The organism is Nocardioides luteus (assembly GCF_000960475.2).
GTDB lineage: Bacteria > Actinomycetota > Actinomycetes > Propionibacteriales > Nocardioidaceae > Nocardioides > Nocardioides luteus_A.
Genome location: NZ_JZDQ02000008.1, coordinates 73,916 through 99,414, shown reverse-complemented (window position 1 = coordinate 99,414; position 25,499 = coordinate 73,916). Strand labels below are relative to the sequence as shown.

Below are 25,499 nucleotides of genomic sequence, written 5' to 3'. Positions count from 1 at the left end.
GGGCACTAGCCGGACCGGCGCAGTGCCTGCACGGCTCTCGTCTTCGCGTTGAACGCCGCCTTGAGCCCCTTGTCGACCACGGATCCGTCAGGCGGCAGCAGACCGACCTGCCGCGCAAACGCCATCTGGTCGAAGACGACGGTGTTCGTCCGTACCTTGCCATCGTCCAGCACGAAGTGGTCGCAACCGTCGAGCTCGATGGTTCTGCCGGTGGCGCCGACGCCCAGCAACGTGCCGGTGTGGCGACCTGTCAGCCGCCAGTGCGCCAGGACGTCGTCGCCGGCGTCCGCGATCGCAACGGGGTCGAGACGGAAGCCGTCGATGGCAGCGAACTTGTCCGAGAAGTACGCCGCGATCTCATCGACGCCGCGACAGGTGGCGTCCGGGAAGTACTCCACCGTGTCTTCGGTCCAGAAGGAATGCAGGCTGGCCAGGTCCTGCGCGTTGAGACGATCGAACGCCCAACGTACGAGCTCGGCGTTCGTGACGCCGTCGGGTGGCCTTTGAGCTGCCATAGAGCCACCATGGCACTGCGCCGGAGCCGTGACAATGGCTCACTCCGCCGGGGCGGGGCGGGTCTCCGACTCAGAGAGGTCCGGCCAGCGCAGCCAGCTGGGCGAGACCGGGCTTGGTGTGCTTCGCCAACCGCTCCCGCGCATCGCCCAGGGCCGCGGATGCGGGATACCCGGGTGGGACCCGGGCCGGGTTCAGCGCGACCCGGTCGGACCATTCCTTGATGTCCGGCTCGGAGGAGAACGACATGGCGGCCTGGGTGCCCAGGACGTTCATCCTCGCCCAGCTCGCCATCGTGTCGGGGAAAGGGCTCGGCGGGCAGACCCTGTTCTTCTCCGCGTCGGAGTCTCGGGTCGCCTCGACGTAGCCGATGACCGCGGCACCGAAGCAGGGGAAGCCGGCCCGGATCGGCTGGAGCGTGATCGCCTCGGGGCCCCAGACCGGGACCAGCGGCGGATACTTCAGGCCGTCCGCGGCGCAGTGGACCACGAGGGCGTCGGAAGCGACGGCGACGGTGCCGTCATCTAGGGTGAGGGAACCGCGGCCGACGTGCCGGAGGTGGCCGCGGCGTACGACGTTCTCGAGCGTACGCAGCTTCTCCAGCTCCCACGCCGCCAGCGTCGGCGCCTTGGCCATCGTCGGCATGACGGTGCGGTCGATGCGGAGCATGATGCCGGCGTCCTCGAGCCGGAGGAAGAAGTCCTCGAGGGTGGTCGACTGCTCGGCGGCCTGCATCGTGTCGGCGGCCATGCCGAGGAAGATCGCCGGATCCGGCTGGACGACGGCCCGGTTGAACATCCACGGGTCGCGCGGCCGTACCCAGCAGATCGCGTCGGGGTCGACGCCGCGCGAGAGCAGCCAGATGCAGGCGTCGGTCGCGGTCTTGCCGGAGCCGACGACGACGTACTGGCTCGGTGTCTCCTCCAGCCGCGCGAGCTCGTTGACCGGCAGCACCCGGGCGTCGTCGGCGACGTCGAACGGCGGCGGCTTCTCGGCGGGGATGCTGGGGGCCAGGTAGCGGGCGTCGACGACCCGGGCGCCCGGCATCTCGAACCGCTCCCCCGAGATGTGCGAGACGACGGTGTTGTCGCCGACGTACTCGCTGTTCGGGAAGAACTCGACCTTGCCCGACTCCACCATCCGGTCGAGGATCCGGGCGTAGTAGGCACAGATCTCCGCCTGGGTGGCCCGCTCCTGCAGCCCCTTCTCGGGTCCGCGCTCCTGAAGCTGCCCGCCGCCGAGCAGGGTCGAGGCGACGCCGTAGAAGGCGGAGGCCTGGTGCAGGCGTACGAACGGGTACGCCTCCAGCCAGTGCCCGCTCACGCCGTGGCGGCGGTCGACCAGCGCCACCCGTACGTCGGCATGCTCCGTCAGGGCGTCCGTGAACGCCATCCCCATGGCGCCGGCCCCCACCACCAGGTAGTCGACATCGACCGTGCGAGTCATGGATCCACCAAAGCACGGCGTCGGCCTTCGGGGTCAATAGGCAGGTGGAGCTATACCCGGTCTCGGGCACATCCGATGAGCGATCCGAGGTCGAGCCCGTAGGTGGGACCGCCACCCCGTCCGTACGCCTCCAGCCGCCGCGCCGCCCGCTCGATGAGCCGGGAGGCGCCGACGGCGTTGCCGCGCTCGTGGTGGGTCAGGCCGACGCAGAGCTGCGCCAGGCCCTGCCACAGCTCGCGCTCCTCCTCCGGGCACGACTTCCACCGGACCTCGAGCGCCTCGTGGGCGGCGAACGGGCGGCCGGCGTCGAGGAGCTCGCGGGCGTACGCCAGGGTCTCCTCCGGAGGGAGCGGCTCCTCGGAGATCGGCTCGACGCCGACCTCGCCATAGGGCAGCGGGCGTCCGAGCGCGTCGCGCGGTCGGGCCTGTTGCGCCCGGCCTTGCTCGTTCCGATCGCGATCGATCACGTCAGCCTCCTTTCCTCTCACCCTACGGAACCGCCGAGATAACCGATTGCGCAGGAGGCCGAGGCCCGTGACCCTCAGGCCATGGAGTTCTTCTGCTACCACCGCGACCGCCCGGGATCGACGCCGTTGCGAACCGAGATGGTGGAGCAGCACTGGACCTACATGGACGCCTTCGCGGAGACGATGATCGCCCGAGGCCCGACCTTCACCGACGACGACACTCTGACGGGCAGCGTGCACATCCTCGACCTCCCGGATGCCTCCGCTGCGCGCGCGTTCGCCTTCGACGAGCCCGGCTACCAGGCGGGCGCCTATCGCGACGTGATGTTGCGGCGGTGGAGCAACTCGCTCGGCCGGACCATGTGGGACTTCGACGGTCGCCCCGACGGCGACCGCTACCTAGTCCTCGGGTTCACGGAGCCGACGACCGACCCGATCGAGCTGCCGCGCGGCGATGCGCTGATCGCGGCCGGGCCGCTGCTCTCCGACGACGGGACCATGATCGTCGGCGCGGCGGTGCTGCTGGAGGCGGCCCCCGAACGAGCCGCGCAGCACGTCCTCTCCCCCGACACGTACGTCGGGATCGAGGTCCATCGGTGGGAGTTCGGCGGGCGGCGGACGTGAGAGCGCATCAGCCGGTAACGTGACCGGCATGACCGGCACTCCAGGAATCGACGTCGCTGTTCCGCCTTCCGGCACCGGATGCGCCGAGTGCCTCGCGAGCGACTCCGGATGGTGGTTCCACCTACGGCGGTGCGCAGAGTGCGGGCACGTGGGCTGTTGCGACAGCTCCCCGGCCCAGCACGCCAGCCACCACTTCCGCGAGACCGGCCACCGCTACATGCAGAGCTTCGAGCCGGGCGAGTCGTGGTTCTGGGACTTCGAGAACCAGGAGGCTCTCGAGGGCCCGGCGTTGGCCGAGCCGACGAGCCGTCCCGAGGAGCAGTCCGCGCCCGCACCCGCAGATCGCGTCCCGCAGGACTGGCAGTCGCACCTGCACTGACCGGGCCGGCCTCGAGGCGTAACGCACGAAGGGCCCCGACCGCAGCAGCGATCGGGGCCCTTCGTGGTGAATCAGGAGACGCGGACGTTCTCGGCCTGCGGGCCCTTGGGGCCGGCGGTGACGTCGAACTCGACCTTCTGGTTCTCGTCGAGCGACTTGTAGCCGTTGGTCTGGATGGCGGAGAAGTGGACGAACACGTCCTCGCCGCCACCGTCCTGCGCGATGAAGCCGAAGCCCTTGTCAGCGTTGAACCACTTGACGGTGCCCTGAGCCATGATGATTTCCTTTGTTCGGTGCCGGGACACTGTGTCCCGAGCCGCTGAAGACATCCATCTGTGCTGATGTCCAGCGAACCGAAAACCAGGAGTAAGAGATACAAGCCGCGACATCGTGTGCGGCCAGGACGGCTTGCAGAGCCGTCCCTTCAACATGACTCAGGCTACGTCATCATGCGCCGGTTCGTGGTTTCCACGAGGGCCCGGCGGGTCAGACCCGCGCCGGCTCCTCGACCGGCCGCTCGGCGCCGAGCAGCCGGACCGCCTCGTCGAACTCGGCCTCGATCTCCGGGTTCGCCTTGTAGGTGGCCAGGCTGACCACCACGGCGACGATCGTGTTGAGCGCGAAGCCCGGCACGATCTCGTACATCTGCGAGCTGAGCGCCTCGACGTTGCCCCACACGACGACGGTCACCGCACCGACGACCAGACCGGCCAGCGCGCCGGGCGCGGTGAGCTTCCGCCACCACAGCGCCAGCAGGATGATCGGGCCGAAGGAGGCACCGAAACCCGCCCAGGCGTAGGCGACCAGGTCGAGCACGGTGCCGGTCTTCGGCCAGGCCAGCACGGCGGCCACGACGGCGATCCCGAGCACGGCCAGCCGGCCGAACAGGACCAGCTGACGGTCGGAGGCGTCGTTCTTGAAGACCGCCTTGTAGAGGTCCTCGACCAGGGCCGAGGAGGTCACCAGGAGCTGGGAGGAGATCGTGCTCATGATCGCCGCGAGCACGGCGGCCAGCATGATCCCGGCGACCAGCGGGTGGAAGAAGATCTGGCCCAGCACGATGAAGACGGCCTCGGGGTCGTCGAGCTTCGCGTCGGGGTTCTGCTGATAGTAGGCGATGCCGACCAGCGCGGTGCCGACGGCGCCGAAGAGGCTCAGCAGCATCCAGCCGACGCCGATCCGCCGCGCGGAGGCGGCCTCCCCTGCCGTACGCAGGGCCATGAAGCGGACGATGATGTGCGGCTGGCCGAAGTAGCCCAGGCCCCAGGCCGCCGCGGAGATCACACCAAGGGTGGTCGCGCCTTCGAGCATGCTCAGCCGCGAGGGGTCGACGGCGCGGATGCTGTCGATGGTCTCGGCGGGACCGCCGGTCACGAAGACGCCGACGACGGGCACCAGCACCAGGGCGAGCAGCATGATCGTGCCCTGCACGAAGTCGGTGTAGGAGACCGCGAGGAAGCCGCCGAAGAGCGTGTACGCCACCACGACCGCAGCCACCACCAGCATGCCGGTGTGGAAGTCCGTGCCGAACGAGCTCTCGAAGAAGACGCCGCCGGCGACCATGCCCGAGGACACGTAGAAGGTGAAGAACACCAGGATGACGGCCCCGGAGGCCATCCGCAGCAGCCGCGAGGAGTCCTTGAGCCGGTTCTCCAGGAAGCTCGGGACGGTGATCGAGTCGCCCGAGACCTCGGTGTAGGTCCTCAGCCGCGGCGCCACGACCTTCCAGTTGAGCCAGGCGCCGACGGTCAGACCGACGGCGATCCAGCCCTCCATCAGCCCGGTCGCGTAGATCGCGCCAGGCAGGCCCATGAGCAACCACCCGGACATGTCCGAGGCACCCGCGCTCAACGCACTCACCATCGGGCCGAGGTCACGGCCGCCCAGCATGTAGTCGTCGAGGTTCGAGGTGCGCCGGTAGGCCCAGGCGCCGATGCCGAGCATCGCGACCATGTAGGCCACGAGCGCGAGCATTTGGTAGGTCAGGTCGGACATCAAAACTCCATGATCGGGGGAAACGCCGCCGCAGAACCTAACCCGTAGACCTCGTTTGGCTGTGATCGACGCCGCGCGGTCGCGCTGGACCGCGTCTGAGGTCGGTTGACACCGGCTCGGACGATCTCGCCGTACGCCTCCGCGGCGGCCTCAGATGCCCTACGGTCTTCCGCTGTGAGTACCACTGTCATCGTTGCGGCGATGGGTCTCCTCGCCACCCTCCTCGGCGCCTGGCTGGGCGCGTACTGGCAGCACCGGAACACCCGCAACCTGCAGCTGCTGGAGGCCAGGATCCGCGTGTACGGCGAGTGCGCGGCGAGCCTGTACGAGTTCGAGCGCGTCACCTACAGCCGCGTCAAGGCACGACTCGAGGCCCTCCCCGACGCCGAGCGCGAGCCCCTGCGACAGGAGGCCTACCGCATCAGATCGGCCGTCCGCGCCGCCATCGGTCAGCTGAGCGTCCTCAGTGCCGGCAGTGAGATCCCCAAGCGGTTCGAAGCCGTACGCCAGGCCATCGGCGATCTCAACGCCGTCGAGAGTCACGACGACCTCAAGCAACGCCACAACGAGATCTACGTCGACCTCGACCGAGTACTCGAGCAGGCCCGCACCGACCTCACCCGCTAGCTCGGCGGTTCTCCCCTGCCACCTCGCGCCCGGACCCACTCGTCGTACGCCACCGGCTCGGCGTCGTTCTCCGCCTGGCCGACGATGCTCTCGGTGAACCAGGTACGCAGCGACACCATCTCCGGGGTGGAGCGCAGGGTGAGCAGGTGGTGGGTCTCGCCGATCTCGTCGGCCAGGTTGTCCGCGGCCAGCAGCTCGGGAAGCAGGGCCGACATCTCACGGGGAAGAGTCATCTCGATGTCGACGTGCTCCAGCCCCGCCGCGGCTGCCTCCAGGGCGATTCGGCGGCCCATGTGACGCGCGAACGCCGGCCGGGTCACCAGCCGCTCGATGAGCTCACCGAGCTCGCGCGGCGGGGTCGGGCCGTCCTCGGAGTCGATGAGCTGGAGCTCACGGACCAGGTCGTCGAGGCGCTGGTCGATCTGGAGCCCGAGATACACCGGGCACCGGGGCAGCCGGACGGTCACCCAGTCCGCGGGCAGGGCGACCGGCTCCGGCATCCCCTGCTCGCCGTACGCCACGATCGGAGGTCGTACGTCGTACTCGACGCCGTCGCCGACGAGGTCTGCCCAGATGCGCCGGCCGTCGACGCGCTCCTCGATCCCCCACGACTTCGCCAGCACCGACACGATCGCCAGCCCGCGCCCGGTGGTGCCCTGGCTCGCGACGGGAGGCGGCGCGACCGCCGGGAGCGGGATCAGCGCACCGTCGTCCTCGACGCTGAGGCGTACGCCGGGCTCGAGGTCACTCATCCGGACCTGCATGTAGGGGCTGCCGCTGTGCAGGGCGGAGTTCGCCGCCATCTCGGTGATGCACAGCGCCGCGTCGTCGACGAGATGCGAGCGGCCCCACTCCAGGAGCCCGTCGGTGACGAACCTGCGCGCACCGGGGACGCTGGCGGTCTCGGCGGCGAGGCGCACCCGCAGCTCAGGTCGGCCTCTGTCGGACACAGAGATCATGGGGCCAGTCTGCCCCGCGTCTCCCCCGCCCGTCACCGAACTCGACAGGCCGATCAGTGGGAGGTGATGGAGCGTCGGGCGCGGTGCCGGCGTACGGCAGCCCGGTTGGCGCAGCGGACCGAGCAGTAGCGCTGACGTCCGTTGCGGGTGACGTCCACGACCACCGCGGTGCACGGGTCCCCCTCGACCTGCCCCGCAGCGCACCGGCTCAGGCGGTGGATGCCCCGCGTGGTCAGGTGCAGGGCCGTGCCCACGCTGATCACCGCCCGCAGCACGTCGGGCAGCGAGTCGTTGGTGTCGTCGCGGAAGTGGAGATGCCACCCTTCCTGGTCATGGTCGGTCAGCCTCGGATACGCGGTCGCCTGCGCCATCAGGTCGTTGAGCAGCCGCGCCCGATCAGCCGGCCCCGGCGCATCGACCACCCGAAGCCACTCGTCGATCACCTGCCGGGTGCGGCGATGGTCGTCCGGAGACTCGGAGAAGTCCATCGTCATCCCGAACTCCCGCGTTCGGGCCTCGATCCCGGCGCGGTCCTCGGGCCAGTCGTCGGCGAGCGAGCCGGCCAGCAGCACGGCGTACTCACCGTAAGGGTTGAGATGCATAAGACCATTACAGCAAAGTGCTGACCATGACCGACAGCGCCATCGAACAGTCCCAGCGCCACGATGCCCTCCACGAGCACGGCTGGCTCACCGAGTCCAGCCACCAGACCTCGGAGGGTCGCGTCATCTACGTCCGCTGCGCCGAGTGCGGCGTACGTCGCGTCGACCTCCAGCCCCACCCGCTCCTGCCGCCGCAGTCACTGAGCCGCGAGCAGGGATGATCAAGAGGCAGCGCATTCAGTGACGAAAACATCAGGACTGGTGATCGTTGCTACAATGAATCCTCGGTTCATGAAGAACGAGGGAGTGCTGAGCATGCCAGACGCGGTAAGGCCGTCAGAGGAACGATCGACTCGCACCGAGCGGCGCAAGGCTCGCACTCGTGCGAGCCTGGTTCGCGCCGGTCAGCAGCTGATCGCACAAGGGCGCACGAGCGTCGCGATCCTCGAGATCACCCAGCTCGCCGACGTCGGCATGGGCTCGTTCTACAACCATTTCGAGAGCAAGGAAGAGCTCTTCGACGCTGCGGTGGACGATGCGCTGGAGCGCCATGGCGCCCTCATGGACGAGCTGACCGCAGACCTCGACGATGCCGCCGAAGCCTTCGCGCAGAGTTTTCGCCTCACGGGGCGCCTCCATCGCGCCTACCCCGAGCTCAGCAAGGTGCTGATCTCCACGGGCGCCCGTCTTGTCACCTCGAAGCGGGGTCTGACTCCGCGAGCGCTGCGAGATATCGCCCGCGGAGTCGAGACGGGGCGGTTCACCATGGTCGACCCCGAGATCGCTCTCGTACTGGCAGGAGGGTCCGCACTCGCACTGGGTCAGCTGCTGCACGATCACCCGGAGCGCGACGACGCCAAGACCACCGACGAGACGACCGAAGCACTGCTTCGGACGTTCGGCCTGGCTGCCGAGGAAGCTGCCGAGATCTGCAGCCGACCGCTGCCTGAAGTCACCGTGTCCCTGGACGGCTCGGCCGCCTGAGCCCCGAGGCCCAGGCGGCCGAGAGCCGCGGTCAGGCGGGGATCTCGTCGATGCTGACCGGCTCGTGCTCGGTCACACCGTTGTAGTCGTGGCGGAACGTGCTCGAGTGTGGATAGGCGCTACGGCGAGACCGCATGACCGACCCGAGCGGCCGGTGCGCGGCCAGTGCATGCCACGGGTTGAACGAGAGGAGGTCGTCGGCGTAGCGGCGCCTCGCGTCGCTGTAGGGGTCTTGGGCCGGCAGGTGCACGGTGGCCACGACTTCGTGCGGCGACAGCTCCTCGGGCCAGAGCACCGAGGCGTCCTCGATCGGCATCCGCTCGACGTCCACGCACAGCTGGGCCCGCAGGTCGTACTCGGCGCCCAGCTCGGCGAAGAAGTCTCCGACGAGCTCGCGCAGCGCGGACTCACCGAGCTTGGGGTCGACCGGTTGCCCGGTCAGGTTCTTGACGTTGGTCGAGCGCGGTGCGACCGACAGCTTCGCCACGTGGTCGCCGTAGCGCACCGCCGCCATCGAGTGGAAGGTCTCGCCGAGGATGTGGTTGTTCCGGGCTGCGAGGGTCTCCACGGCCGGCGGGATCGGTCGATGCAGCCGGGTCAGGACGGCATCGGCGACCCGCGCCCCCGCGCCGAGGACCTTGAGCTGTTGATCGCTCTGTCGGGGCTGGCTCTCGAGGAGGTTCTGCAGCTTGGCGTACTCCCCGATCGTGCCGAACGGGAGGGTGGGGTGGTTGACCAGGAGGAAGTCCTGGGTGCTGAAGCCGTCCTCGACCGCCCGGTCCCCGGACACGCCCAGGACCTTCATGGCGAACCCCCGCTGGACCGGCACCTGATCCGAACGGAGATCCCCGGGGGCGGTCGAGAGGCGCACCACGATCGGGAACGTCGCCGGTGCCTCGAACAGGCCCTGTGCGAGGTGCGGGGGTAGGCCCGCGTGGACGCGCAGCTCGCCCACGAGCACACCGTGGCTCTTGGCATGCGCATCGCGCAGGCCGTGCCGATGCTTCGCGGCCACCTGCTTGTTGGCCTCGAGCATGGCTGCTACGACCTGTCGGGTCAGCTCCTCCTCGTCCGGGAAGGGCTGCTCGAGGTCGTCGCGGTATCGGACGTAGCCGACGGGTTCGGTCATGATCGTCTCCGGTTCAGGCCGTTGGTTCCTGGCTCAGCCAGGCGATGGCGGACAGGCTGGGCATGAAGAGGTACTCCCCGCCCAGCAGCGTGTTGAAGCTCTGGATGCCCTGGACGCGGCGCGGAGGTGTGCCCGGCACCGTGAAGTACGCCCCCTTGTCCTGGTTGGAGATGAGCGGGTCCTTCTCCTTGTCGAGGCCGGCGAAGTTGCCCGAGTTGACCCACTCGCTCTGCAGGAACTCGACGGTGTCGATCGCCCGTGCGCTGAGCGCGATGAAGTCCAGGCCGCGACTGCTCCCGTCGTCGCGCACCTCGCTGTCGGGGACGGCGTCGCCGTAGGACGTGCTGCGACGGATGAGCCGTCGGATCCTGAGGTCGCTGAGGATCTCGAGCTTCGAGTCGCGCGGGTTCATGCGCCGGATGTGCGATCCCAGCGGCGTACGCAGCCCGCGAGGGTCCTCGGCGTACTTGAAGTGGTTCTGCCGTCTCGGATCTTCGCCGAGCGCAGGGTCGTCGCGGTCCGGCGAGAGCGCGAGCGGGGCGCCGCTGCGCCAGCGCCCCACGAGCTTCGCCGCGAGCAGCTCTCGCTCCTCGGCGGTGTCGGCGTTGCCGTGCAGGAACCGGTTGAACGCCGCGACGTGGGAGTGGTACTTCCGGAAGACCACGTACGTGCCGTTGCGCCCCAGGACGCTCGGGCTCGGCATCGGCAACGGTCGGCCCGTCTCGCTGGGATAGCCGAGGACGAACTCGCCCGGCTTGATCGGCCGACCGTCGCCGGGCATCGTCTCCGCACCGCTTCCTTCGACCGCCGGCTGCGTGAAGCCGTCGCGGTAGCCGAACACGTTGAACCCGGTGGCCCCGAAGTCCTGGTGCGACAAGAGGTCGACCCCTGCCACCTGGGCCAGCTCTCGCTGGTAGCCGTCGACGGCCTCCTGCCAGGCCTCCTTGCTCTCGGCGTAGACGCTGACAGCGAGATGAGCACGGCCGGTGCCGAAGGGGAACTCCCAGTGGTGCGGAGCGTTGGGCCCGGTGTCGCGAAGCCTCTCGGCGCGGGCCGCCATCCCGGCGCGGAAGTTGGCGGGGAACGAGGCCAGACTCTCCTCGGAGACCCCCAGCGCCTCCAGCCCCGGGTAGCTGATCGCGACGACGGTCCACGCCGGGACGGGCTCGTCCCAGCGGGCCGCGGAGGTGATCCGCGGCGCGAGACGCCGCAGCAGCTCCCTGCCGGCCGCGGCATCGGTGATCTCCAGGATCGCGTGGGTGCCGAAGTACGGCTCGGGCCGCGCTCGCAGGACTGCCGCCTGGATGTCGTCCAGTTCGAGCGTCGGCTGTTTGGTCAGGCGGCGGAACAGGTCCATGGCCGCGAAGGGTCAGTTCAGCTCGGTGAGGAAGTTCTGCACCGTGCGGTCGAGGCGCTTCAGACGGTTGGCGCCCGCGACCGTGAGGGTGGGATGGGCGACGAACCAGGCCTCGGCCGGGAGCTGGTACTGGACGATGAAGTCCTTCACGTCCGGCGACTGGATCCCGGGCCAGCCCTCGACGTTGCCGAACAGGTAGTCCATGAACTCGGGGATCTTGGTCGCGAAGTCGTCGATGTAGGGATCCCACTCGCCGTCGTAGGCGGTGGCGAAGAGCAGCTTGGTGTCGTCGTCGAGGAACACGAAACGCATGTTGTGCAGCGTGCCGACCTGGCCCGCGCCCGCCAGGTTTCCCCCGACGAGGCCGAAGAACTTGCGCAGCTTCTCGGCGCCACCCGGCTTCAGCGGCATGATCGCCGTCAGCTCCGACACCTCCCCGCTCTTGGCGCCGACCCGGCCGGCAGAGGTGACCGCGTGCTCGGCCATCTCCTCCTTGTCGGCCAGCAGCTCGGCCACCCGCAGCTTCAGCGCGATCTTGGCGTCGTCGATGACGGCGTCGATCTTCTCGCGGACGGTGGTCGGCAGACCCTGGAATCGGTTCTCGAGATCGCGGTCACTCATGGTTCCCCCTTGCTTGATGGATGGCGCCCCGGAACTGAGGCGTCGCTCTGACGGTACTCCAAACTGACGAATTTGTCAGTCCTGCTGGTTTCGACAAACACTCGACTTCGCCGGCTTCCGGAAACACGCGGACCGGTTTCGACTCAAGGATGACGATTTCGTCAGCGATGTCTTGACTGAGGATATGCTCGTAAGTGACGATTGTCTCAGTTGAGATGAAGGGAGTGGATGATGGCTGGCCATCACGGCACGCACAACGACCTCCACAGTGAGCAGGGCGCCGTGCGCGGCGAGCACCCGGGCCGGGCGACCGATCCGGTGATCAAGGTGCGCGACCTCGCCTGGCTGGAGTTCCAGAAGCCCGACCTCGCGGCCTCGGAGCGCTTTGCCCACGCGTTCGGGTTCAGCACGCTGACCCGCACCGCGGACGAGCTCCTGCTCCGCGGCACCGAGGCCGGCGGCCCCTGCGTCATCGTGCGCAAGGGACCCTCGAAGTATCTGGGCGCGGCGTTCCAGGCAGCGGATGCCTCCGACGTCCTGCGGCTCGCGGGGGCGGTGGGCGCGAGCGCCGCACAGCTTCCCGAGAATCTCGGGGGCCTCGGCGTCGACCTGGTCGACCCGAGCGGTGCGCGGGTGCGCGTGGTGGCCGACCTGTACGAGCATCCGGCGCTGGCCGCTCAGCCGGCGCAGACGCTCAACGTCGGCCGGCAGACCCCGCGGGTGAACCGGACCCAGCGCCCCGCGCGCGAGCCCGCACGCGTCGAGCGGTTGGGCCACGTCGTACTCCAGACCACCACGTATCTCGAGACGCTCGACTGGTATCTGGAGCACCTCGGGCTGATCGTGAGCGACTTCAAGTACTTCGAGGGGCAGCGGGAGCGCGGCCCCACGATGAGCTTCATCCGCTGCGACCGCGGTTCGGAGCCGGCCGACCATCACACGCTGGCGATGACGCTGGGACCTCGCAACCGCTACGTGCACTCGGCCTACCAGGTCGCCGATCTCGATGCGCTCGCGGCGGGCGGGGAGCACCTGCTCGCGCTGGGCTACTTCCGGTCGTGGGGCATCGGCCGTCACATCGAGGGCAGCCAGATCTTCGACTACTGGCGCGATCCCGACGGGTTTCTCGTCGAGCACTTCACCGACGGTGATCTCTTCGACAACACCCTCGAGCCCGGCTGGTCCCCGATGACCGCCTCCGGTCTGGCCCAGTGGGGCCCGCCGGCATCCGCCGACTTCATGGGCGTCTCCCCCCGACGCGCCGACACCTTCCGCGAGCTCGGTTCGATGCTCACCTCGCTGCGCGGTGACAACGAGTTCGACCTCTCCCGCCTCCGCGGCCTCCTGAAAGTTGCCTCCTCATGACCATCTCCGTGCTCCGTACCGCCGACGCCTGGTGGGTGCAGAAGGCCGACGGCGCCACCCGCGTCGAGACCGCAGCGCTCACCACCGCCGATCTGCTGGCCGACCGGCCCGCCGTGATGGCGGCGCTGTCACAGCCGGCCACGACCCCGGTGAAAGACCTCGACCTGGTCTCGCCGGTGACGGCACCGTGCCGCGTCGTGGCGCAGATGACAAACTACGCCTCCCACGTCAAGGACGCGGGCATGAACCCGGCGAGCATCCCGCTCACCTTCTTCCGCAAGACCTCAGGATCGATCAGCGGCCCCTACGACGACGTCGTACGTCCACCGCACGTCCGGTTGCTCGACTACGAGGCCGAGATCGGCATCGTGATCGGACGCTCGATGCCGGTCGGCACCACGATCACCGAGGACACCCTCGGAGACTTCGTCGCCGGCCTCGTGATCACCAACGACGTCTCCGCGCGCGACCTGCAGCTGCCGAAGACCCAGTTCTTCGAGGCCAAGTCCTACCCGACATTCACCCCGACCGGCCCGGCGCTCCTGCTGCTGGAAGCCGACGACCTCAAGCGGTTCACCGATCTCCGGCTGCGGCTGTGGGTCAACGGCGAGCCACGCCAGGACATGACCGTCGCGGACATGATCTACAGCCCCCTCGAGGCGCTCCAGGCGCTGTCCCTCTTCCAGCGCCTCGACCCCGGTGACCTCCTGCTCACCGGCACGCCCGTCGGCACGGCGCTCAGCGCACCCCCGAAGGCCATCGAGATCATCGGCTCCTTGTTGCCGGCCGCGACCAAGTGGCGGATGTTCTTCAAGGCCCAGGGCAAGAACCCGAAGTACCTCGCGGAGGGCGATGTCATCGAGATCGCCATCGCGACCGACGACGGCGCCCTGGACCTGGGCCGGCAGCGCACCGAGGTGAGGCACGGATGAACAGCATGCTCTGGCCGACCTACGACGCGCCCGGCGACCTGACCGCGATCGAGGCGGTCCCTCTCACCGACCGCGGGCTGCCGGAATCCACCTACTCCCTCCTGAGCCGGGCGGCCTCGCTGTGGCCCGACCGGGTGGCGGTCTCCGTCCTCCCCGACGCCGCACGGTGGGAGCAGCCCGCCGAGCGGACCTTCCGGGAGCTTCTCGCGGATGTGCATCGGGTCGCCAACCTGCTGCACGGCCTCGGCGTCGACCGAGGCGATGCCGTCGCGCTGCTGTCCCCGAACTGCGACGAGCTCGTCACGGCGACGCTCGCTGCGCAGCTGGCGGGCATCGCGGCCCCGATCAACCCAGGTCTTTCGCCCGACCACATCACCCAGCTCCTGAACAGGTCCGGTGCACGCGTGCTCGTCGCCGCCGGCCCCGAGCTCGACCCGGGTGTGTGGCAGACCGCTCGCGAGATCGCATCCCGGGGTGAGGTGGACGCCCTGCTGGTGCTGCGACCCACCGCCGGCGACGGAGCGGCCGAGCCGCTTGCGGCGATCGGGGACGTACGTCTGGGCTACCTGTCCGCGATGGCGCAGGACGAACCTGCCTTCGGTTTCGCGGGAGTCGAGCCCACCGGCAGCGACCTGGCCGCCGTCTTCCACACGGGCGGAACCACCGGCACTCCGAAGCTGGCCGCGCACACGCATGCCAACGAGGTCTCGGACGCCTGGATGATCGCGGCCAACGGCCTGCTCGACGAGGCCAGCACCGTGTTCGCCGCGCTCCCGCTGTTCCACGTCAACGCCTTGGTCGTGACCGTGCTGTCGCCGTTGTTCAAGGGGCAGCGCGTCGTCTGGGCCGGACCGCAGGGTTACCGCGACGCGGATCTCTACGGGTGCTTCTGGCGGCTGGTCGAGCGCTACCGGATCGCTGCCATGAGCTCGGTGCCCACCGTCTACGCCCTCCTGGCCGGATGCCCGGTCGACGCCGACATCACCTCGCTGCGGTTCGCGCTCGTGGGTGCCTCGCCCCTGCCGCAGGCCGTACGCGAGAGCTTCGAGACCCACACGGGAGTCGCGTTGGTGGAGGGATACGGGCTCACCGAGGCCACCTGCGCCAGCGCCCGCAGCTTCCCGTACGCCCCTCGTCCGGGAGCGGTCGGACAGCGACTGCCCTACCAGCAGGTCAAGACCGTCGAGATCTCCGCGAGCGGCGAGTGGGTCGACCTGCCGCACGGCGCTGTCGGCATCCTCGCGATCAAGGGGCCGACGGTCTTCCCCGGCTACGTCACCGGTCGCAGCAGCGAGGGACGCCTCCTGCTCGACGGCCTCGGCAAGCTCCGCGACGGGTGGCTGGACACCGGCGACCTGGCCCGGATCGACGCCGACGGCTTCGTCCACCTGGCCGGTCGCGCCAAGGACCTGATCATCCGCGGCGGCCACAACATCGACCCCGCCCTCATCGAGGACGCCCTGCTGTCCCACCCGGACGTCACCGCTGCCCAGGCGGTCGGCAGGCCGGATCCGCACGCCGGCGAGGTGCCGGTCGCGTTCGTCACGGTGGCGCCCGGTGCCACGGCGACCGCGGCCGAGCTACGCGACTGGGCGCGCGCCAACGTGGCGGAGCAGGCCGCCGCACCGAAGTCCGTCACCGTCCTCGAGGCCATGCCGGTCACCGACGTGGGCAAGCCCTACAAACCCGCGCTGCGCGCTGAGGCGACCCGCGACGCGGTCGTGGCCGCCCTCGCCGGTGTCGACGAGGTCGCTGAGGTCCGCGGCCTGGTGGAGGACGGCGGTGTGGTCGCCGAGATCGAGGCCACGACCGGACTCGAGGAGGCACTCGTCAAGGACGCTCTGGGGTCCTTTCCGATCGCCTGGCGCTTGGCCTCCCGGACATGACCATGACCGACAGCCGTCTCCCGCGTGCAAACGACCAACCGTAGGAACCTTGATGAACACACTGACTGTCCTCACCGTCGCCCTGGCCGCTGTCTTTACAGCGTTGGGCGCGGCCAAGCTGCTCGCTGTGCCCGCCATGGTTCAGCGAGCCGCTCACGTCGGATTCGGCGTCGCGGCCTACCGCGGCATCGGCGCTCTCGAGATCGCCGGCGCGGCCGGGCTGCTTCTGGGCACGGTCTCGAGGTCGATTCCCATCGCGGCCGCGATCGGGCTGCTCCTCCTTCTCGGTGGAGCGGCCATCGTCCACTTCCGCGCCGGTGACGGCGCCAAGGAAGCAGCGCCGGCGCTGGTGCTCGGCGGCCTGGTCGTCGTCGCCCTCGCACTCAGGCTGGGGGGCCTGTGATGAACCCAGCAGCTTCCTCCGAGACCTGCCCGGTCGTCATCGTCGGCGCAGGCCCGACAGGCATCACCGCGGCGACACTCTTGGGGCAATACGGCATCCACTGTCTCGTGCTGGACCGCTGGGACGGGGTCTACCCCCAGCCTCGCGCTGTTCATCTGGACGACGAGATCTACCGGATCCTGGCCGAGCTCGGGTTGGCAGACGAGTTCGCTGCGATCTCGCGACCGGCGCACGGTCTGCGACTCGTAGACCGGCATCTCCGGGTTCTGGCCGAGTTCGACCGGGGAGGCGAGCAAGGACGCCACGGGCATCCACGTGCGAACATGTTCGACCAGCCGGACCTCGAGCACCTGTTGCGCACGAACCTGAAAGACCAGCCGAGCGTCACCGTGCGCGGCAATGCCGAGGTGACCGACGTGGCCCAAGACGGCCACGACCGTATCCGCCTCGACTTCACCGACCGGGTCACCGGCGCCCACGAGTCAGTCCTGGCGACGTACGTCCTCGGCTGTGACGGAGCGAACAGCGTGGTGCGGTCCTCCATCGGAGCCGGGATGGAGGACATGCACTTCGAGCAGCGTTGGCTCGTCGTGGACGTGGCGACCTCGGCTGACCTCGACCAGTGGGAAGGCGTCCACCAGGTCTGCGACGCCGCCCGTGCCGCGACCTACATGCGTATCGGTGACATCCGATACCGGTGGGAGTTCCAGCTGCTGCAGGGAGAGACCGCGGACGACTTCGCCTCGCTCCAAGCGCTGCTTCCGATGATCCGGCCATGGGTGAAAGACACCGCCATCTCCCATCTCGAGCTCGTCCGAGTCGCGGAGTACACCTTCCGCGCCCAGGTCGCGGACCGGTGGCGCGATGGGAACGTGTTCGTGTTGGGTGACGCCGCCCATCTGACCCCACCCTTCATCGGCCAGGGCATGGGCGCAGGCCTCCGAGACGCGATGAACCTGACCTGGAAGATCGCCGGCGTGCTGGCCGGAGACCTCCCCGCGAGCGTGCTGGAGACCTACGAGGCCGAACGCAAACCGCACGCTCGCGCACTGATCCGCGTCGCCAAGCTCATGGGCGTCTTGATGACCCAAGGCGGCCGGGCAGGCGACACCGCTCGCCGCCTCCTCGCCCCGCGCCTGCACCACATCCCGGGCATCCGGTCCAAGATCCTGGACAGCGAAACCCCCGCACTGGCGCGCACTGTGCTCGTCAGGAGGTCGAGCCTTCGACGCTCGCCAGCAGGGCGCCTGGCACCGAACGCGTTCATCTCCGACGGCCGCCGGCTCGACCAGACCGTCGGACACCGGTTCGCTGTCGTCTCCGCGCGGCCCCTCACTGCCGCTCAACGCTCCCTCCTGACCAGCCGGGGCGCAGTCGCGGTCGAGCCCTCCGTCGGTTCGCCACTCCACGCCTGGCTGATCCAGAACCACGTGGTCGCCGCGTTGGTGCGGCCAGATCGAACGGTCATGTTCGCAGGCCGCGACCTGACCGCGGTCTGTGCCGCTACCCCGACCTTCCGCCCCCAGCGGATCGCGGGAAGCCGAGCCCGACTCGCCAGCTCCCGACCGAAGCGGCAGGTTTGACGATTTCGTCGGCATGGCTTCCCGGCGGTCTGTAAATCGCGCCATACGATCGGCGTGAATCCAAGCTCGATCACGCGTTGAGCCCGACCGCGGGAGACCTTTCGTGTCGTCAATCCTCTATCGGGCCGGCCGAGCACTACGCCGGGACCACGTCAACCTCCACGATGCTCCCGACGCCGACCCGCCCGCCCCGCCGCACATGTTCGTGTGGCGCCCCGATCGCGAGGGCGGCGACAACAGACAAAGAAGTCTCGGCATACCCTCGCACTCCCCCGCCAATTCGCCGCCGTTCTCAGCGAGCACAACGTTCGACAGGGGCAGTGGAGCGCCGCGCCGGATCGGACTGGGTCGAGAACGACCACGTGCTCACGACCTCCAGGGGAACCGAGCTCGATGCCCACACGCGCACCGGAGCTTCCCGCGCGAACTGCGTAACGCCAGCGCTTCGGTGCCAGCACGCCGCAGCAGACCGAATGCAGAAATTGGCTGCGAAACTTTCAGCGATGGCGATGTTTGAGGAAGGACGATAATGGAAACGACGCTCCTTCCAAGCCCGGAGCATCCATCGTTTTGAGCCTAGCCAACGTCGACCCACTATTTGGGCGGGGTCAATTCACACCGATGCATCGGCCCTCCACCGAACCGACATGAAAAGATCTGTCCTTTGGATTGGCACGAGCGGCCGTTGGACGTTAACGACGTCGTGGTCACACCGACGAGTAGTCCTAATTCCTGGGCCTGTCCCCGCGTCACGCGACTGATCCCTTCGCGGATAGGCCTGACACTAAGGCTCCGCTACTCATGGACGAGAGGTTGCGATGTTCGCTGCCACTGATCCCGCCTTGCAGGGCAAGGATTCCGTCTACGGGGCGTCGATCAGGACATAGAGGCTGGCGATCTTCCCGTCGCGGACGATCAGTACGTCCCGTCCCGTGGCCAAGGCCTCCTGGCCGGTTGGGCCCAGTGCCCAGGTGTAGGTGGAGAGGTCGTGGGCGGTCTGGATCGGGCCGGTTCGGGTGATCACCGTGCCGGGAAGCTGCGCCTGGAGCCCGGAGATTGCTTCGGTCATGCCGTCGTGACCGTCGTAGGAAGCGCCGGGCTCGCCGATCAGCACGTCGGGCGAGTAGATCTCCTTGATGGCCTGTTCCCGTTCGGGGCCCGCGTACGCATTCCAGGCGTCGAGGTGGGCGACAATGAGGTTTTCGAGTGAATCGGACATCGTGCGTTTCCTTTCGTTGCTTCCGCTCTTGGTGACTCCGGGGTAGGTCCCGTCCTAGCAGTGTGTTATCTAGCGATGTTCCGCTGGCGGCCAGACGTATGACACCGGCGGTATCGAGGTCGATCGCGGATTCCTATCGTCGTCCGGTCAGGCGTTGTGGCCGAAGACGTGGCATCGCTCACAACTCGGAGGTCGTAAGGCCCGCGACCGAAACATCCTTGGCGCCACGAATAGGCGGACCGTCCTGGTCAACGTGCTCGGCGCCGAAGGACCGGTACAGCAGTGAGGGGCGGGCTCCAGATCCGCTCGCGCATCGGTGAGGGACGGTCAGCCGCGGACTGGCCGAGCCGGGGACCGCTCGTCTGCGGGCACCGCACGGAAGGAGTTGGTCCGAATCAGTAGCACCGATGTAGCGGCCAGCACCCCCGGAATCGCGAAGACCAGGAAGTTGGCACTGAGCGGCACGGCCGCATCGAGCAGAATTCCTCCGAGCAGCGGCCCAACGATCGCACCGACCCGCCCCACGCCGAGCGCCCATCCGAGCCCTGCGGTGCGGAGCACCGGGGGGTACAGCTCGGCAGCGAAGGCGTTCGCAAAGATCTGGGCAGAGAATGCCGCACCTCCACCGACCGCAATCACCGCGTACACCAGAATGAGCGGCGCGCCACCGAGGTGCCCGAGCAGCGTTATGAGGGCCGCAGCAAGCAGGTACGCGACGACCAGCACACGACGTGAGCCGAGACGGTCTGCGAGGTAGCCGCCGACACAACTGACGATCGTCGCAGCGATGAACAGGGTGAGCAAGAACGACAAGCTTGAGCCTAGGGCGTAGCCGGACTTCACCATCAGCTGGGGAAGCCACGTGAGCAGGCCGTAGATCATCAGTAGGACCATGAAAAAGGCGACCCACAGCAGGGCGGTCGGCGCGGCAAAGCCGTCGGCGAACAGTTGACGGAGCGTGGCCCGCTCCTGGCGCTGCACATCAGCTTGGAAGGTTGTTCCTGGAACGATCTGTACAGACGGGTTGGCCCGGCGAACCGCAGCCGACAGGTCGGCCGTGCGGTCCATACGCAGAAGATAGCTCGGAGACTCCGGAAGGTAGCGCACGAGTGCTGGCAACACGAGAACAAGTGGGATGGCGCCAATAAGGTAGATCGATCGCCAGCCGAAGGCCGGAATGGCGACAATCGCCACCAATGAAGCGAGGATGCCGCCGACCATGTAGCCGCTGAACATGGAGCTGACCAGTGTGTGGCGGTTCTTCGCCGGAGCGTAGTCGGCGACCAGTGCGACGGCATTCGGCATGACTCCGCCGATGCCGAGACCCGCAGCAAAGCGGAGGAGTGCGACCTCGGTCGGAGTATCGGCCCAGAACACCGCGCCGGTGAAAACCGAGTAGAGGAGGACGCTGCCGACGATGATCGGCTTTCGCCCGACCCTATCTGACAGCGCGCCTCCGAAGATGGCGCCAAGCATCATGCCGACGAGTGCCCAACTGCCGATGGCGCCCGCCTGTGCCGGGCTGATCCCGAACTCCTTGATCATGGACGGCAGCGCCGCGCCGTAGATCGTTAGGTCGTAGCCGTCGAAGAGGATGGTGAGGCCACAGAGCGTAGCCAACCCCCCGTGGAATCGGTTGAAGCGGCTCTCGCCGAGGACAGTGGTGACGTTCATGGCATCACCTTCTCCGGGTGTGACGAGGGTCACCAGCGAAAGCCACGCAGATTCCGTCATCCCGAATTGGACCTCCAATCTCGGTGCGGAACGGATTCCGGATGCCGGAACGTACTGAAGATCCGATTGCTGCCCCGCGACAGGCAGGGGAACTCTCAGCCCATGGAACTGAACGAGAAGACCTTCATCGTCACGGGGGCGGGCGGCGGCATCGGCGCTGCCACCGCTGCCCATCTGGCTGGCATGGGTGCACATGTCGCACTCGTCGACATCAGCACGTCGACCAAGGCCGTCGTCGACGGCATCGTCGAAGACGGAGGATCGGCCGAGTTGTTCATCGCAGATGTCGGCAACCCGGAACAGGTCGAGGAGATGGTCGCGGCAGTCGTGACGCACTTCGGCCGTCTCGACGGAGCCTTCAACAATGCCGGTGTCGAGCAGAGCGGCATCCCGCTGCACCAGCTCACTATCGAGCAGTGGGATCGCGCCGTACGGATCGACCTCACCGGGGTATTCAACTGCTTGAAGTACGAAGTCCAGGCGATGCTCGAGACCGGCGGCGGCTCCATCGTGAACACCGCTTCGGGGCTCGGCAAGGTGGCGATCCCGAACGCAAGCGAGTATGTCGCTGCTAAGCATGGCGTCATCGGCCTGACCCGAGCCGCAGCCGCCGACTACGGCCAGCTCGGTATCCGGGTCAACGCAGTTCTCCCCGGAATCATCAACACGCCGATGATCGAGCGTCTGGTCGACGACCCGCAGCTCTCGGCTCATTTCGCCCGGCTTCGTGAGCGTCACCTCATGAACCGCTTCGGCCAGCCGTCCGAGGTCGGCGCGGCGGTTGCGTGGCTGCTCTCGAGCGACTCAGCTTTCGTCACTGGTGAATCCCTGGCAGTTGACGGCGGCTTCCTGGCCAACTGACCAGGATCGGATCCGGCAATGGCAAAGGGTCGCCCCGACGCAACGATCGGGCCGACCCTTATGCCGTGATCCGGCAGTCATGCCGGCGATGTGCCGCACCTATTGCTACGAAGGTGCCTCGCGACGGCCGATAGAGACCGGACGACCATAGACACCCGTGCTCGCCGTTGGATGTGGCGCGCCTCCAGGCAGGAGAACCGACAGACGCGGACGGCTCCCCGTTGCCCTATTCGGAACACCCCGACCGATCCCGCGACGCGCTAGAGCCAGGGGCCGAGGCGAGGGGCCGATTGCGCTCTCCCGGTAAGCCAGGCAGCGAGGCCGGGTCCCTCGCCGAGGTTCGAGCGACGACGTACGACGTCGATGAGCAACGCGTTCACGAAGTCGTCAGGCAGGTTATCGAACGTGACACCGATCCCGAGGTCCACGGCATGAATCGCAACCTCGCGGGCACGGAGCCACGGGATCTCGGTCGCTGGGACGATCCTTCCCTGCGCGGTTACGACCTCGCGAAGCCATGACTCGTCTGTCAGGGCCGCGAGGTCTTCGGCAAGCAGCGCGGCGGAGTGCCGTACCACCAACCGGAGCGTCGCCGGCGGCAACCTGCTCCCGGACGCGATCTCATCGTTCCGCTGCTCGCTCGAGGCGTACATGGGATGGGGGTCTCCCGTCGCTGCCCAGCGAGCGAGGCGACGCAGAGCGAGCGCGTTGAAGTGCACATGTGCAACCAGGTGAGCCTTCGTCCAGCCTGGGAGCCCCGTCGGCGAGGCAAAGTCCGCGTCATCGAGATGATCGACACCGTCAAGGAAGAGCTGAGTGGCTTCCTTGACCCACGTGCGGGATCCCGTGATCATCCCCTGACGGCCACGTTCGCCAGGCGCCCGATGCCACCAACTTCCACGGTCACGACCTCGCCATCCTGGAGGTACCGCGGAGGCTTGCGCGCATGGCCGACGCCGCCGGGGGTGCCCGTCGCGATGACATCGCCGGGGCGCAGCGTGATCATCGACGACACATATCGGACGAGGTCAACCGGGTCGAACAGGAGGTCAGACGTGTCGGCCTCCTGCATCTTCTCACCTGCAACAGTGGCGCTGATAGGCAAAGCCGGCCGCACACCGCCGGGCAGTTCGTCGGGTGTTGCAACAACCGGACCTAGCGGCGTGGAACGGTCAAAGTTCTTGCCCTGGAGCCACTCACGGGTGCGGAACTGCCAGTCCCGCGCCGATACGTCGTTCATCGCGGTGAATCCCGCAATCGCAGCCACCGCCTCAGCCTCGCTGGCGCGCCTGATCTTCGCACCGATGACGACAACCAACTCGGCCTCCCAGTCGATAGCATCCGATTCAGCCGAGAGCTCGATGTCATCCTGGGGGCCGATGAGTGTGTCGGCGAACTTAGCGAACAGTGTCGGGAACTCCGGCAGAGGCCGGCCCATCTCCAGGATGTGGCTGCGATAGTTCAGGCCAACGCAAATGATCTTGCCCGGCCGCGGGATGACCACGTCGAGCTCCGTGTCCAAGGGGTACGCAGGCCCGTCCACGGCTGCACGCTCCTGCCACCCCTCCATTGCGAGCAAGGCACCCACGTCGGTCGCGTCGAGGCCGACGTAGCGTTCCTCCTCTACACGAGCAGCAACGGTGCCCTCGCTCGTCCGCAGGGTTGCAAGCCTCATGCCTGGGTCTCCTCGATGATGGCGCGGTGGCGGCCCAGGTCGAGCCGCTCGAAGATTGGGGTGTCGCTGAACCGGAAGAGGTCCATGCCGTTCTCGGACTCAAGCCGGAGCTCCTGCCAGGAGGGAACGACGAACAGGTCGCCTCGCTCTACATCCCAGAAAGCTGAGCCGACGTTGACTCGGCCCTGGCCCTCGAAGACGGTGTATACCGACGACCCCACCTCACGCGACCCCGAGCTGGCCGTGCCGGGGGCGAGACGGTGGAACTCCGCGCGGATCGTGGGTAGCACGTCCGAGCCCGTCGTAGGATTCGTGAATCGGACGGCCGCGTGCCCGGGCTCCAGAGTCGCGGGGTACCCATCCTTCTCCAGAGCTAGTTGGTCGTGGAGCGCGCGGTCGGTGTTCTCCCAGCGGTAGGCCAGCAACGGGGACGCTGGCGAGGGAGCCATGTGCGTCAGCGGGCGTAGGCCAGCGTGCCCCCATAGGCGCTCGGACTTCGACCGATGGGGCGCCTGGCGCGTCGGGACTTCGTCCGGCCCGAACTCGAAGAAGGTCGCATCGGTCTGATATTGGAATGGAATGTCGAGGCCGTCGATCCATGCCATCGGCGTCTCGCTGAGGTTGTGGTGGCCATGCCAGGCCCACCCAGCCTGGGGCAGGAAGTCTCCACGTCGCATCGAGACGGGGTCACCGTTGACGACAGTCCACACACCTTCACCCTCGATCACGAAGCGGAAGGCATGCTGGCTGTGGCGGTGGACTGGGGCATCCTCACCTGGGTTGAGGTACTGGATCGCAGCCCACAGTGTGGGCGTCGCAAACGGCCGCCCGCCAAGACCGGGGTTGGCAAGTGCGATCGCGCGGCGCTCGCCGCCGCGCCCGACGGGCACGAGGTTGCCAGCCTGCCCAGCCATGTCGCGGAGACGGTCCCACCGCCAGCGGTGGGCAGCGGCGCGCGATCGAGGGTCGGCGGGCATCAGGTCGCCGATCTCGGTCCAGAGCGGCACCAGCAGTTCAGACTCGAATTCGCGGTAAAGCTTCGCGAGCTCCGGAGTCGCGGGCGGTTGCCCCGGTCCGTCGGCCATTTGGATGCGCACCGGACCCTCCGAGCGGACGTCGGTTGTCATCGTCAGCTCTTTTCCTCGAAGTTCTGCATGAAGGTCTCCGGCGGCATCGGGCACCACACGGCTGGCGGAACCTCCCATTCGTTGGCCTGCCAGTCGTCGGTGATGCGGTCCATGTCAGCGCTGTACTCGATCCAACTGCCCCACGGATCGCGGACGTAGTGAAAGAGGTTTGACCCAAGCGTGTGCCGCCCCAGGCCGAAGCCGTCCTGGTGACCGTGCTCGTGCATGGTGCGCGCGCCGACCGCCATCTGGTCGAAGTTGGTGACCTCCCAGCTGGAATGGTGCAGACCGGGGTGAGTGCTGCGGATGAAGCCGAATACGTGGTGGTCGCCGGGTCCAGAATTCATGAACGTTGCCGCTCCGGTGATCTTGTCGGAGAGTTTCAGTCCGAGCACCTCGGAGTAGAAGCGCTCCGAACGGTCGAGGTCAGAGGTGAACATCAGCATGTGGCTGAGCCGGCGAGGGGATGCGGGCGCCCCTGCATCGAGCCATCGTGCGCGATCCACGCGCTGGATGTCGTCGCCGAAGTTGAACTGGGACTCCTCCGGAGCGGCCTTCCGCCACGGCGCGAGCGCATCCTCACGGAGGTTGACGAGGACTCCTTCGGGATCACGGAACCACAAACCGCCTTCTACCGCCGCAAGCGGGGCGTCGACCAGCGTGATCCCGGCGCCCTCAATCCTGCGCTGCCACTCAGGCAGCGAGTCCGTCTCGACGGCGAACGCCACGAACTGCAGTTGCTTGCGAGGCCCCTCGCTGAGGACTGTCTGATCGAGGTCGCGGCCCTCGCACCGGACGGTCAGCGCGTTGTCGCGCTCGGCGACCTTAAGGCCGAAGTCGGTGTAGAAGTCGTGGCCCACCTCATGGGAGGGCACCTGCAGTCCGTAGTGCAGGAGGCCTTGAACGCGCATCGTGAACTCCTCAGGGGCGCGGCATGAATGTGAATGTGCACACACTTTGCGCCCAACCGTGGCCGCGTCCCAAGTTCGACAGATCCGCATTTCATCCTGC

At 67.8% G+C, this 25,499-nt stretch carries 27 protein-coding genes; 11 read left to right on the top strand and 16 right to left on the bottom strand.

The features are described 5' to 3' along the window. Nucleotides 1-5: 5 nt before the first annotated feature. The 3 genes from UG56_RS07340 to UG56_RS07330 all read right to left on the bottom strand — a co-directional run bounded on the left by UG56_RS07340 (nt 6) and on the right by UG56_RS07330 (nt 2,426). Nucleotides 6-515: an ester cyclase gene (locus UG56_RS07340; RefSeq protein ID WP_045547494.1), complete on the bottom strand. Its 510-nt coding sequence runs from the start codon at nt 513-515 to the stop codon at nt 6-8. 70 nt (nt 516-585) lie between these two features. Beyond that, nucleotides 586-1,959: an NAD(P)-binding protein gene (locus UG56_RS07335; protein WP_045547495.1), complete on the bottom strand. Its 1,374-nt coding sequence runs from the start codon at nt 1,957-1,959 to the stop codon at nt 586-588. Nucleotides 1,960-2,009: 50 nt separating this feature from the next. After that, nucleotides 2,010-2,426, bottom strand: coding sequence for a DUF309 domain-containing protein (locus tag UG56_RS07330; RefSeq protein WP_045547496.1), 417 nt, complete (start codon nt 2,424-2,426; stop codon nt 2,010-2,012). A gap of 81 nt (nt 2,427-2,507) precedes the next feature. Here UG56_RS07330 and UG56_RS07325 point away from each other — a divergent pair, with 81 nt between their 5' ends. Both UG56_RS07325 and UG56_RS07320 read left to right on the top strand, forming a co-directional pair. Further along, the gene (locus tag UG56_RS07325) at nt 2,508-3,050 is read left to right on the top strand and encodes a YciI family protein (protein ID WP_045547497.1); all 543 of its coding nucleotides are present in this window, start codon (nt 2,508-2,510) and stop codon (nt 3,048-3,050) included. 28 nt (nt 3,051-3,078) lie between these two features. Next, nucleotides 3,079-3,429 (top strand): UBP-type zinc finger domain-containing protein, encoded by a 351-nt coding sequence (locus UG56_RS07320; RefSeq protein WP_045547498.1) that lies wholly within the window; start codon nt 3,079-3,081, stop codon nt 3,427-3,429. Between the two features lie 71 nt (nt 3,430-3,500). Here the strand turns inward: UG56_RS07320 and UG56_RS07315 are convergent, their stop codons facing one another. Together UG56_RS07315 and putP are read right to left on the bottom strand one after the other, a co-directional pair. Then, entirely contained in the window at nt 3,501-3,704 is a 204-nt protein-coding gene (locus UG56_RS07315) for a cold-shock protein (RefSeq protein WP_045547499.1), read from the bottom strand. Nucleotides 3,705-3,915: 211 nt separating this feature from the next. Continuing rightward, entirely contained in the window at nt 3,916-5,424 is a 1,509-nt protein-coding gene (putP, locus tag UG56_RS07310) for a sodium/proline symporter PutP (RefSeq protein WP_045547500.1), read from the bottom strand. 174 nt (nt 5,425-5,598) lie between these two features. On the opposite strand from putP, the gene UG56_RS07305 reads away from it, so the two are divergent. Further along, the gene (locus UG56_RS07305) at nt 5,599-6,051 is read left to right on the top strand and encodes a hypothetical protein (RefSeq protein WP_143054944.1); all 453 of its coding nucleotides are present in this window, start codon (nt 5,599-5,601) and stop codon (nt 6,049-6,051) included. Here UG56_RS07305 and UG56_RS07300 read toward each other — a convergent pair. Together UG56_RS07300 and UG56_RS07295 are read right to left on the bottom strand one after the other, a co-directional pair. Continuing rightward, nucleotides 6,048-7,010: an ATP-binding protein gene (locus UG56_RS07300; RefSeq protein WP_143054943.1), complete on the bottom strand. Its 963-nt coding sequence runs from the start codon at nt 7,008-7,010 to the stop codon at nt 6,048-6,050. The genes UG56_RS07305 and UG56_RS07300 overlap by 4 nt on opposite strands. Before the next feature lie 53 nt (nt 7,011-7,063). Next, nucleotides 7,064-7,612, bottom strand: coding sequence for a CGNR zinc finger domain-containing protein (locus UG56_RS07295; protein WP_045547502.1), 549 nt, complete (start codon nt 7,610-7,612; stop codon nt 7,064-7,066). 26 nt (nt 7,613-7,638) lie between these two features. Between UG56_RS07295 and UG56_RS07290 the strand changes: the two genes are divergently transcribed. Beyond that, nucleotides 7,639-7,833: a hypothetical protein gene (locus tag UG56_RS07290; protein ID WP_045547513.1), complete on the top strand. Its 195-nt coding sequence runs from the start codon at nt 7,639-7,641 to the stop codon at nt 7,831-7,833. 70 nt (nt 7,834-7,903) lie between these two features. Continuing rightward, nucleotides 7,904-8,596, top strand: a complete 693-nt coding sequence (locus UG56_RS07285; protein WP_256206483.1) for a TetR/AcrR family transcriptional regulator — start codon at nt 7,904-7,906, stop codon at nt 8,594-8,596. Between the two features lie 31 nt (nt 8,597-8,627). Here UG56_RS07285 and UG56_RS07280 read toward each other — a convergent pair whose 3' ends face one another. Genes UG56_RS07280 through UG56_RS07270 form a run of 3 tightly spaced genes read right to left on the bottom strand, consistent with a single transcriptional unit; the run spans nt 8,628 to nt 11,703 of the window. Beyond that, nucleotides 8,628-9,725 carry a catalase family protein gene (locus UG56_RS07280; RefSeq protein ID WP_045547503.1) on the bottom strand — a complete coding sequence of 366 codons (1,098 nt, stop codon included), beginning with the start codon at nt 9,723-9,725 and terminating at the stop codon, nt 8,628-8,630. A 13-nt stretch (nt 9,726-9,738) separates the two neighbouring features. Continuing rightward, complete coding sequence (locus tag UG56_RS07275; protein WP_045547504.1) at nt 9,739-11,082, bottom strand: Dyp-type peroxidase; 1,344 nt, start codon at nt 11,080-11,082, stop codon at nt 9,739-9,741. 12 nt (nt 11,083-11,094) lie between these two features. After that, complete coding sequence (locus UG56_RS07270; RefSeq protein WP_045547505.1) at nt 11,095-11,703, bottom strand: hypothetical protein; 609 nt, start codon at nt 11,701-11,703, stop codon at nt 11,095-11,097. Nucleotides 11,704-11,934: 231 nt separating this feature from the next. Here UG56_RS07270 and UG56_RS07265 point away from each other — a divergent pair, with 231 nt between their 5' ends. From UG56_RS07265 to mhpA, 5 genes are read left to right on the top strand one after another with little or no spacing between them, the layout of a single operon-like run. Continuing rightward, nucleotides 11,935-13,068 carry a VOC family protein gene (locus tag UG56_RS07265; protein WP_045547515.1) on the top strand — a complete coding sequence of 378 codons (1,134 nt, stop codon included), beginning with the start codon at nt 11,935-11,937 and terminating at the stop codon, nt 13,066-13,068. After that, nucleotides 13,065-14,000: a fumarylacetoacetate hydrolase family protein gene (locus UG56_RS07260; RefSeq protein WP_045547506.1), complete on the top strand. Its 936-nt coding sequence runs from the start codon at nt 13,065-13,067 to the stop codon at nt 13,998-14,000. The genes UG56_RS07265 and UG56_RS07260 overlap by 4 nt, the downstream gene beginning before the upstream one ends. Further along, nucleotides 13,997-15,886 carry an acyl-CoA synthetase gene (locus tag UG56_RS07255; RefSeq protein ID WP_071326930.1) on the top strand — a complete coding sequence of 630 codons (1,890 nt, stop codon included), beginning with the start codon at nt 13,997-13,999 and terminating at the stop codon, nt 15,884-15,886. The genes UG56_RS07260 and UG56_RS07255 overlap by 4 nt, the downstream gene beginning before the upstream one ends. A 52-nt stretch (nt 15,887-15,938) precedes the next feature. Beyond that, nucleotides 15,939-16,289, top strand: coding sequence for a DoxX family protein (locus UG56_RS07250; RefSeq protein WP_045548597.1), 351 nt, complete (start codon nt 15,939-15,941; stop codon nt 16,287-16,289). Next, nucleotides 16,289-17,872 (top strand): bifunctional 3-(3-hydroxy-phenyl)propionate/3-hydroxycinnamic acid hydroxylase MhpA, encoded by a 1,584-nt coding sequence (gene mhpA / locus UG56_RS07245; protein ID WP_045548624.1) that lies wholly within the window; start codon nt 16,289-16,291, stop codon nt 17,870-17,872. The genes UG56_RS07250 and mhpA overlap by 1 nt, the downstream gene beginning before the upstream one ends. Nucleotides 17,873-18,734: 862 nt before the next feature. Here the strand turns inward: mhpA and UG56_RS07240 are convergent. Further along, nucleotides 18,735-19,091: a nuclear transport factor 2 family protein gene (locus UG56_RS07240; protein WP_045548598.1), complete on the bottom strand. Its 357-nt coding sequence runs from the start codon at nt 19,089-19,091 to the stop codon at nt 18,735-18,737. Between the two features lie 327 nt (nt 19,092-19,418). Further along, the gene (locus UG56_RS07235; protein WP_045548599.1) at nt 19,419-20,765 is read right to left on the bottom strand and encodes an MFS transporter; all 1,347 of its coding nucleotides are present in this window, start codon (nt 20,763-20,765) and stop codon (nt 19,419-19,421) included. A 162-nt stretch (nt 20,766-20,927) separates the two neighbouring features. Here UG56_RS07235 and UG56_RS07230 point away from each other — a divergent pair, with 162 nt between their 5' ends. Further along, nucleotides 20,928-21,686, top strand: coding sequence for an SDR family NAD(P)-dependent oxidoreductase (locus tag UG56_RS07230; RefSeq protein ID WP_045548600.1), 759 nt, complete (start codon nt 20,928-20,930; stop codon nt 21,684-21,686). Nucleotides 21,687-21,946: 260 nt separating this feature from the next. On the opposite strand, the gene UG56_RS07225 is transcribed toward UG56_RS07230, so the two are convergent. From UG56_RS07225 to UG56_RS07210, 4 genes are read right to left on the bottom strand one after another with little or no spacing between them, the layout of a single operon-like run. Then, the gene (locus UG56_RS07225) at nt 21,947-22,540 is read right to left on the bottom strand and encodes a maleylpyruvate isomerase family mycothiol-dependent enzyme (RefSeq protein WP_045548601.1); all 594 of its coding nucleotides are present in this window, start codon (nt 22,538-22,540) and stop codon (nt 21,947-21,949) included. After that, nucleotides 22,537-23,361, bottom strand: coding sequence for a fumarylacetoacetate hydrolase family protein (locus UG56_RS07220; protein ID WP_045548602.1), 825 nt, complete (start codon nt 23,359-23,361; stop codon nt 22,537-22,539). The genes UG56_RS07225 and UG56_RS07220 overlap by 4 nt, the downstream gene beginning before the upstream one ends. Continuing rightward, a complete protein-coding gene (locus UG56_RS07215; protein WP_045548603.1) occupies nt 23,358-24,488 on the bottom strand; it encodes a cupin domain-containing protein in 1,131 nt (376 codons plus the stop codon). Before UG56_RS07215 ends, UG56_RS07220 begins: the two co-directional genes overlap by 4 nt. Nucleotides 24,489-24,490: 2 nt before the next feature. Beyond that, nucleotides 24,491-25,399 carry a VOC family protein gene (locus UG56_RS07210; RefSeq protein ID WP_045548604.1) on the bottom strand — a complete coding sequence of 303 codons (909 nt, stop codon included), beginning with the start codon at nt 25,397-25,399 and terminating at the stop codon, nt 24,491-24,493. Nucleotides 25,400-25,499 lie beyond the last annotated feature (100 nt).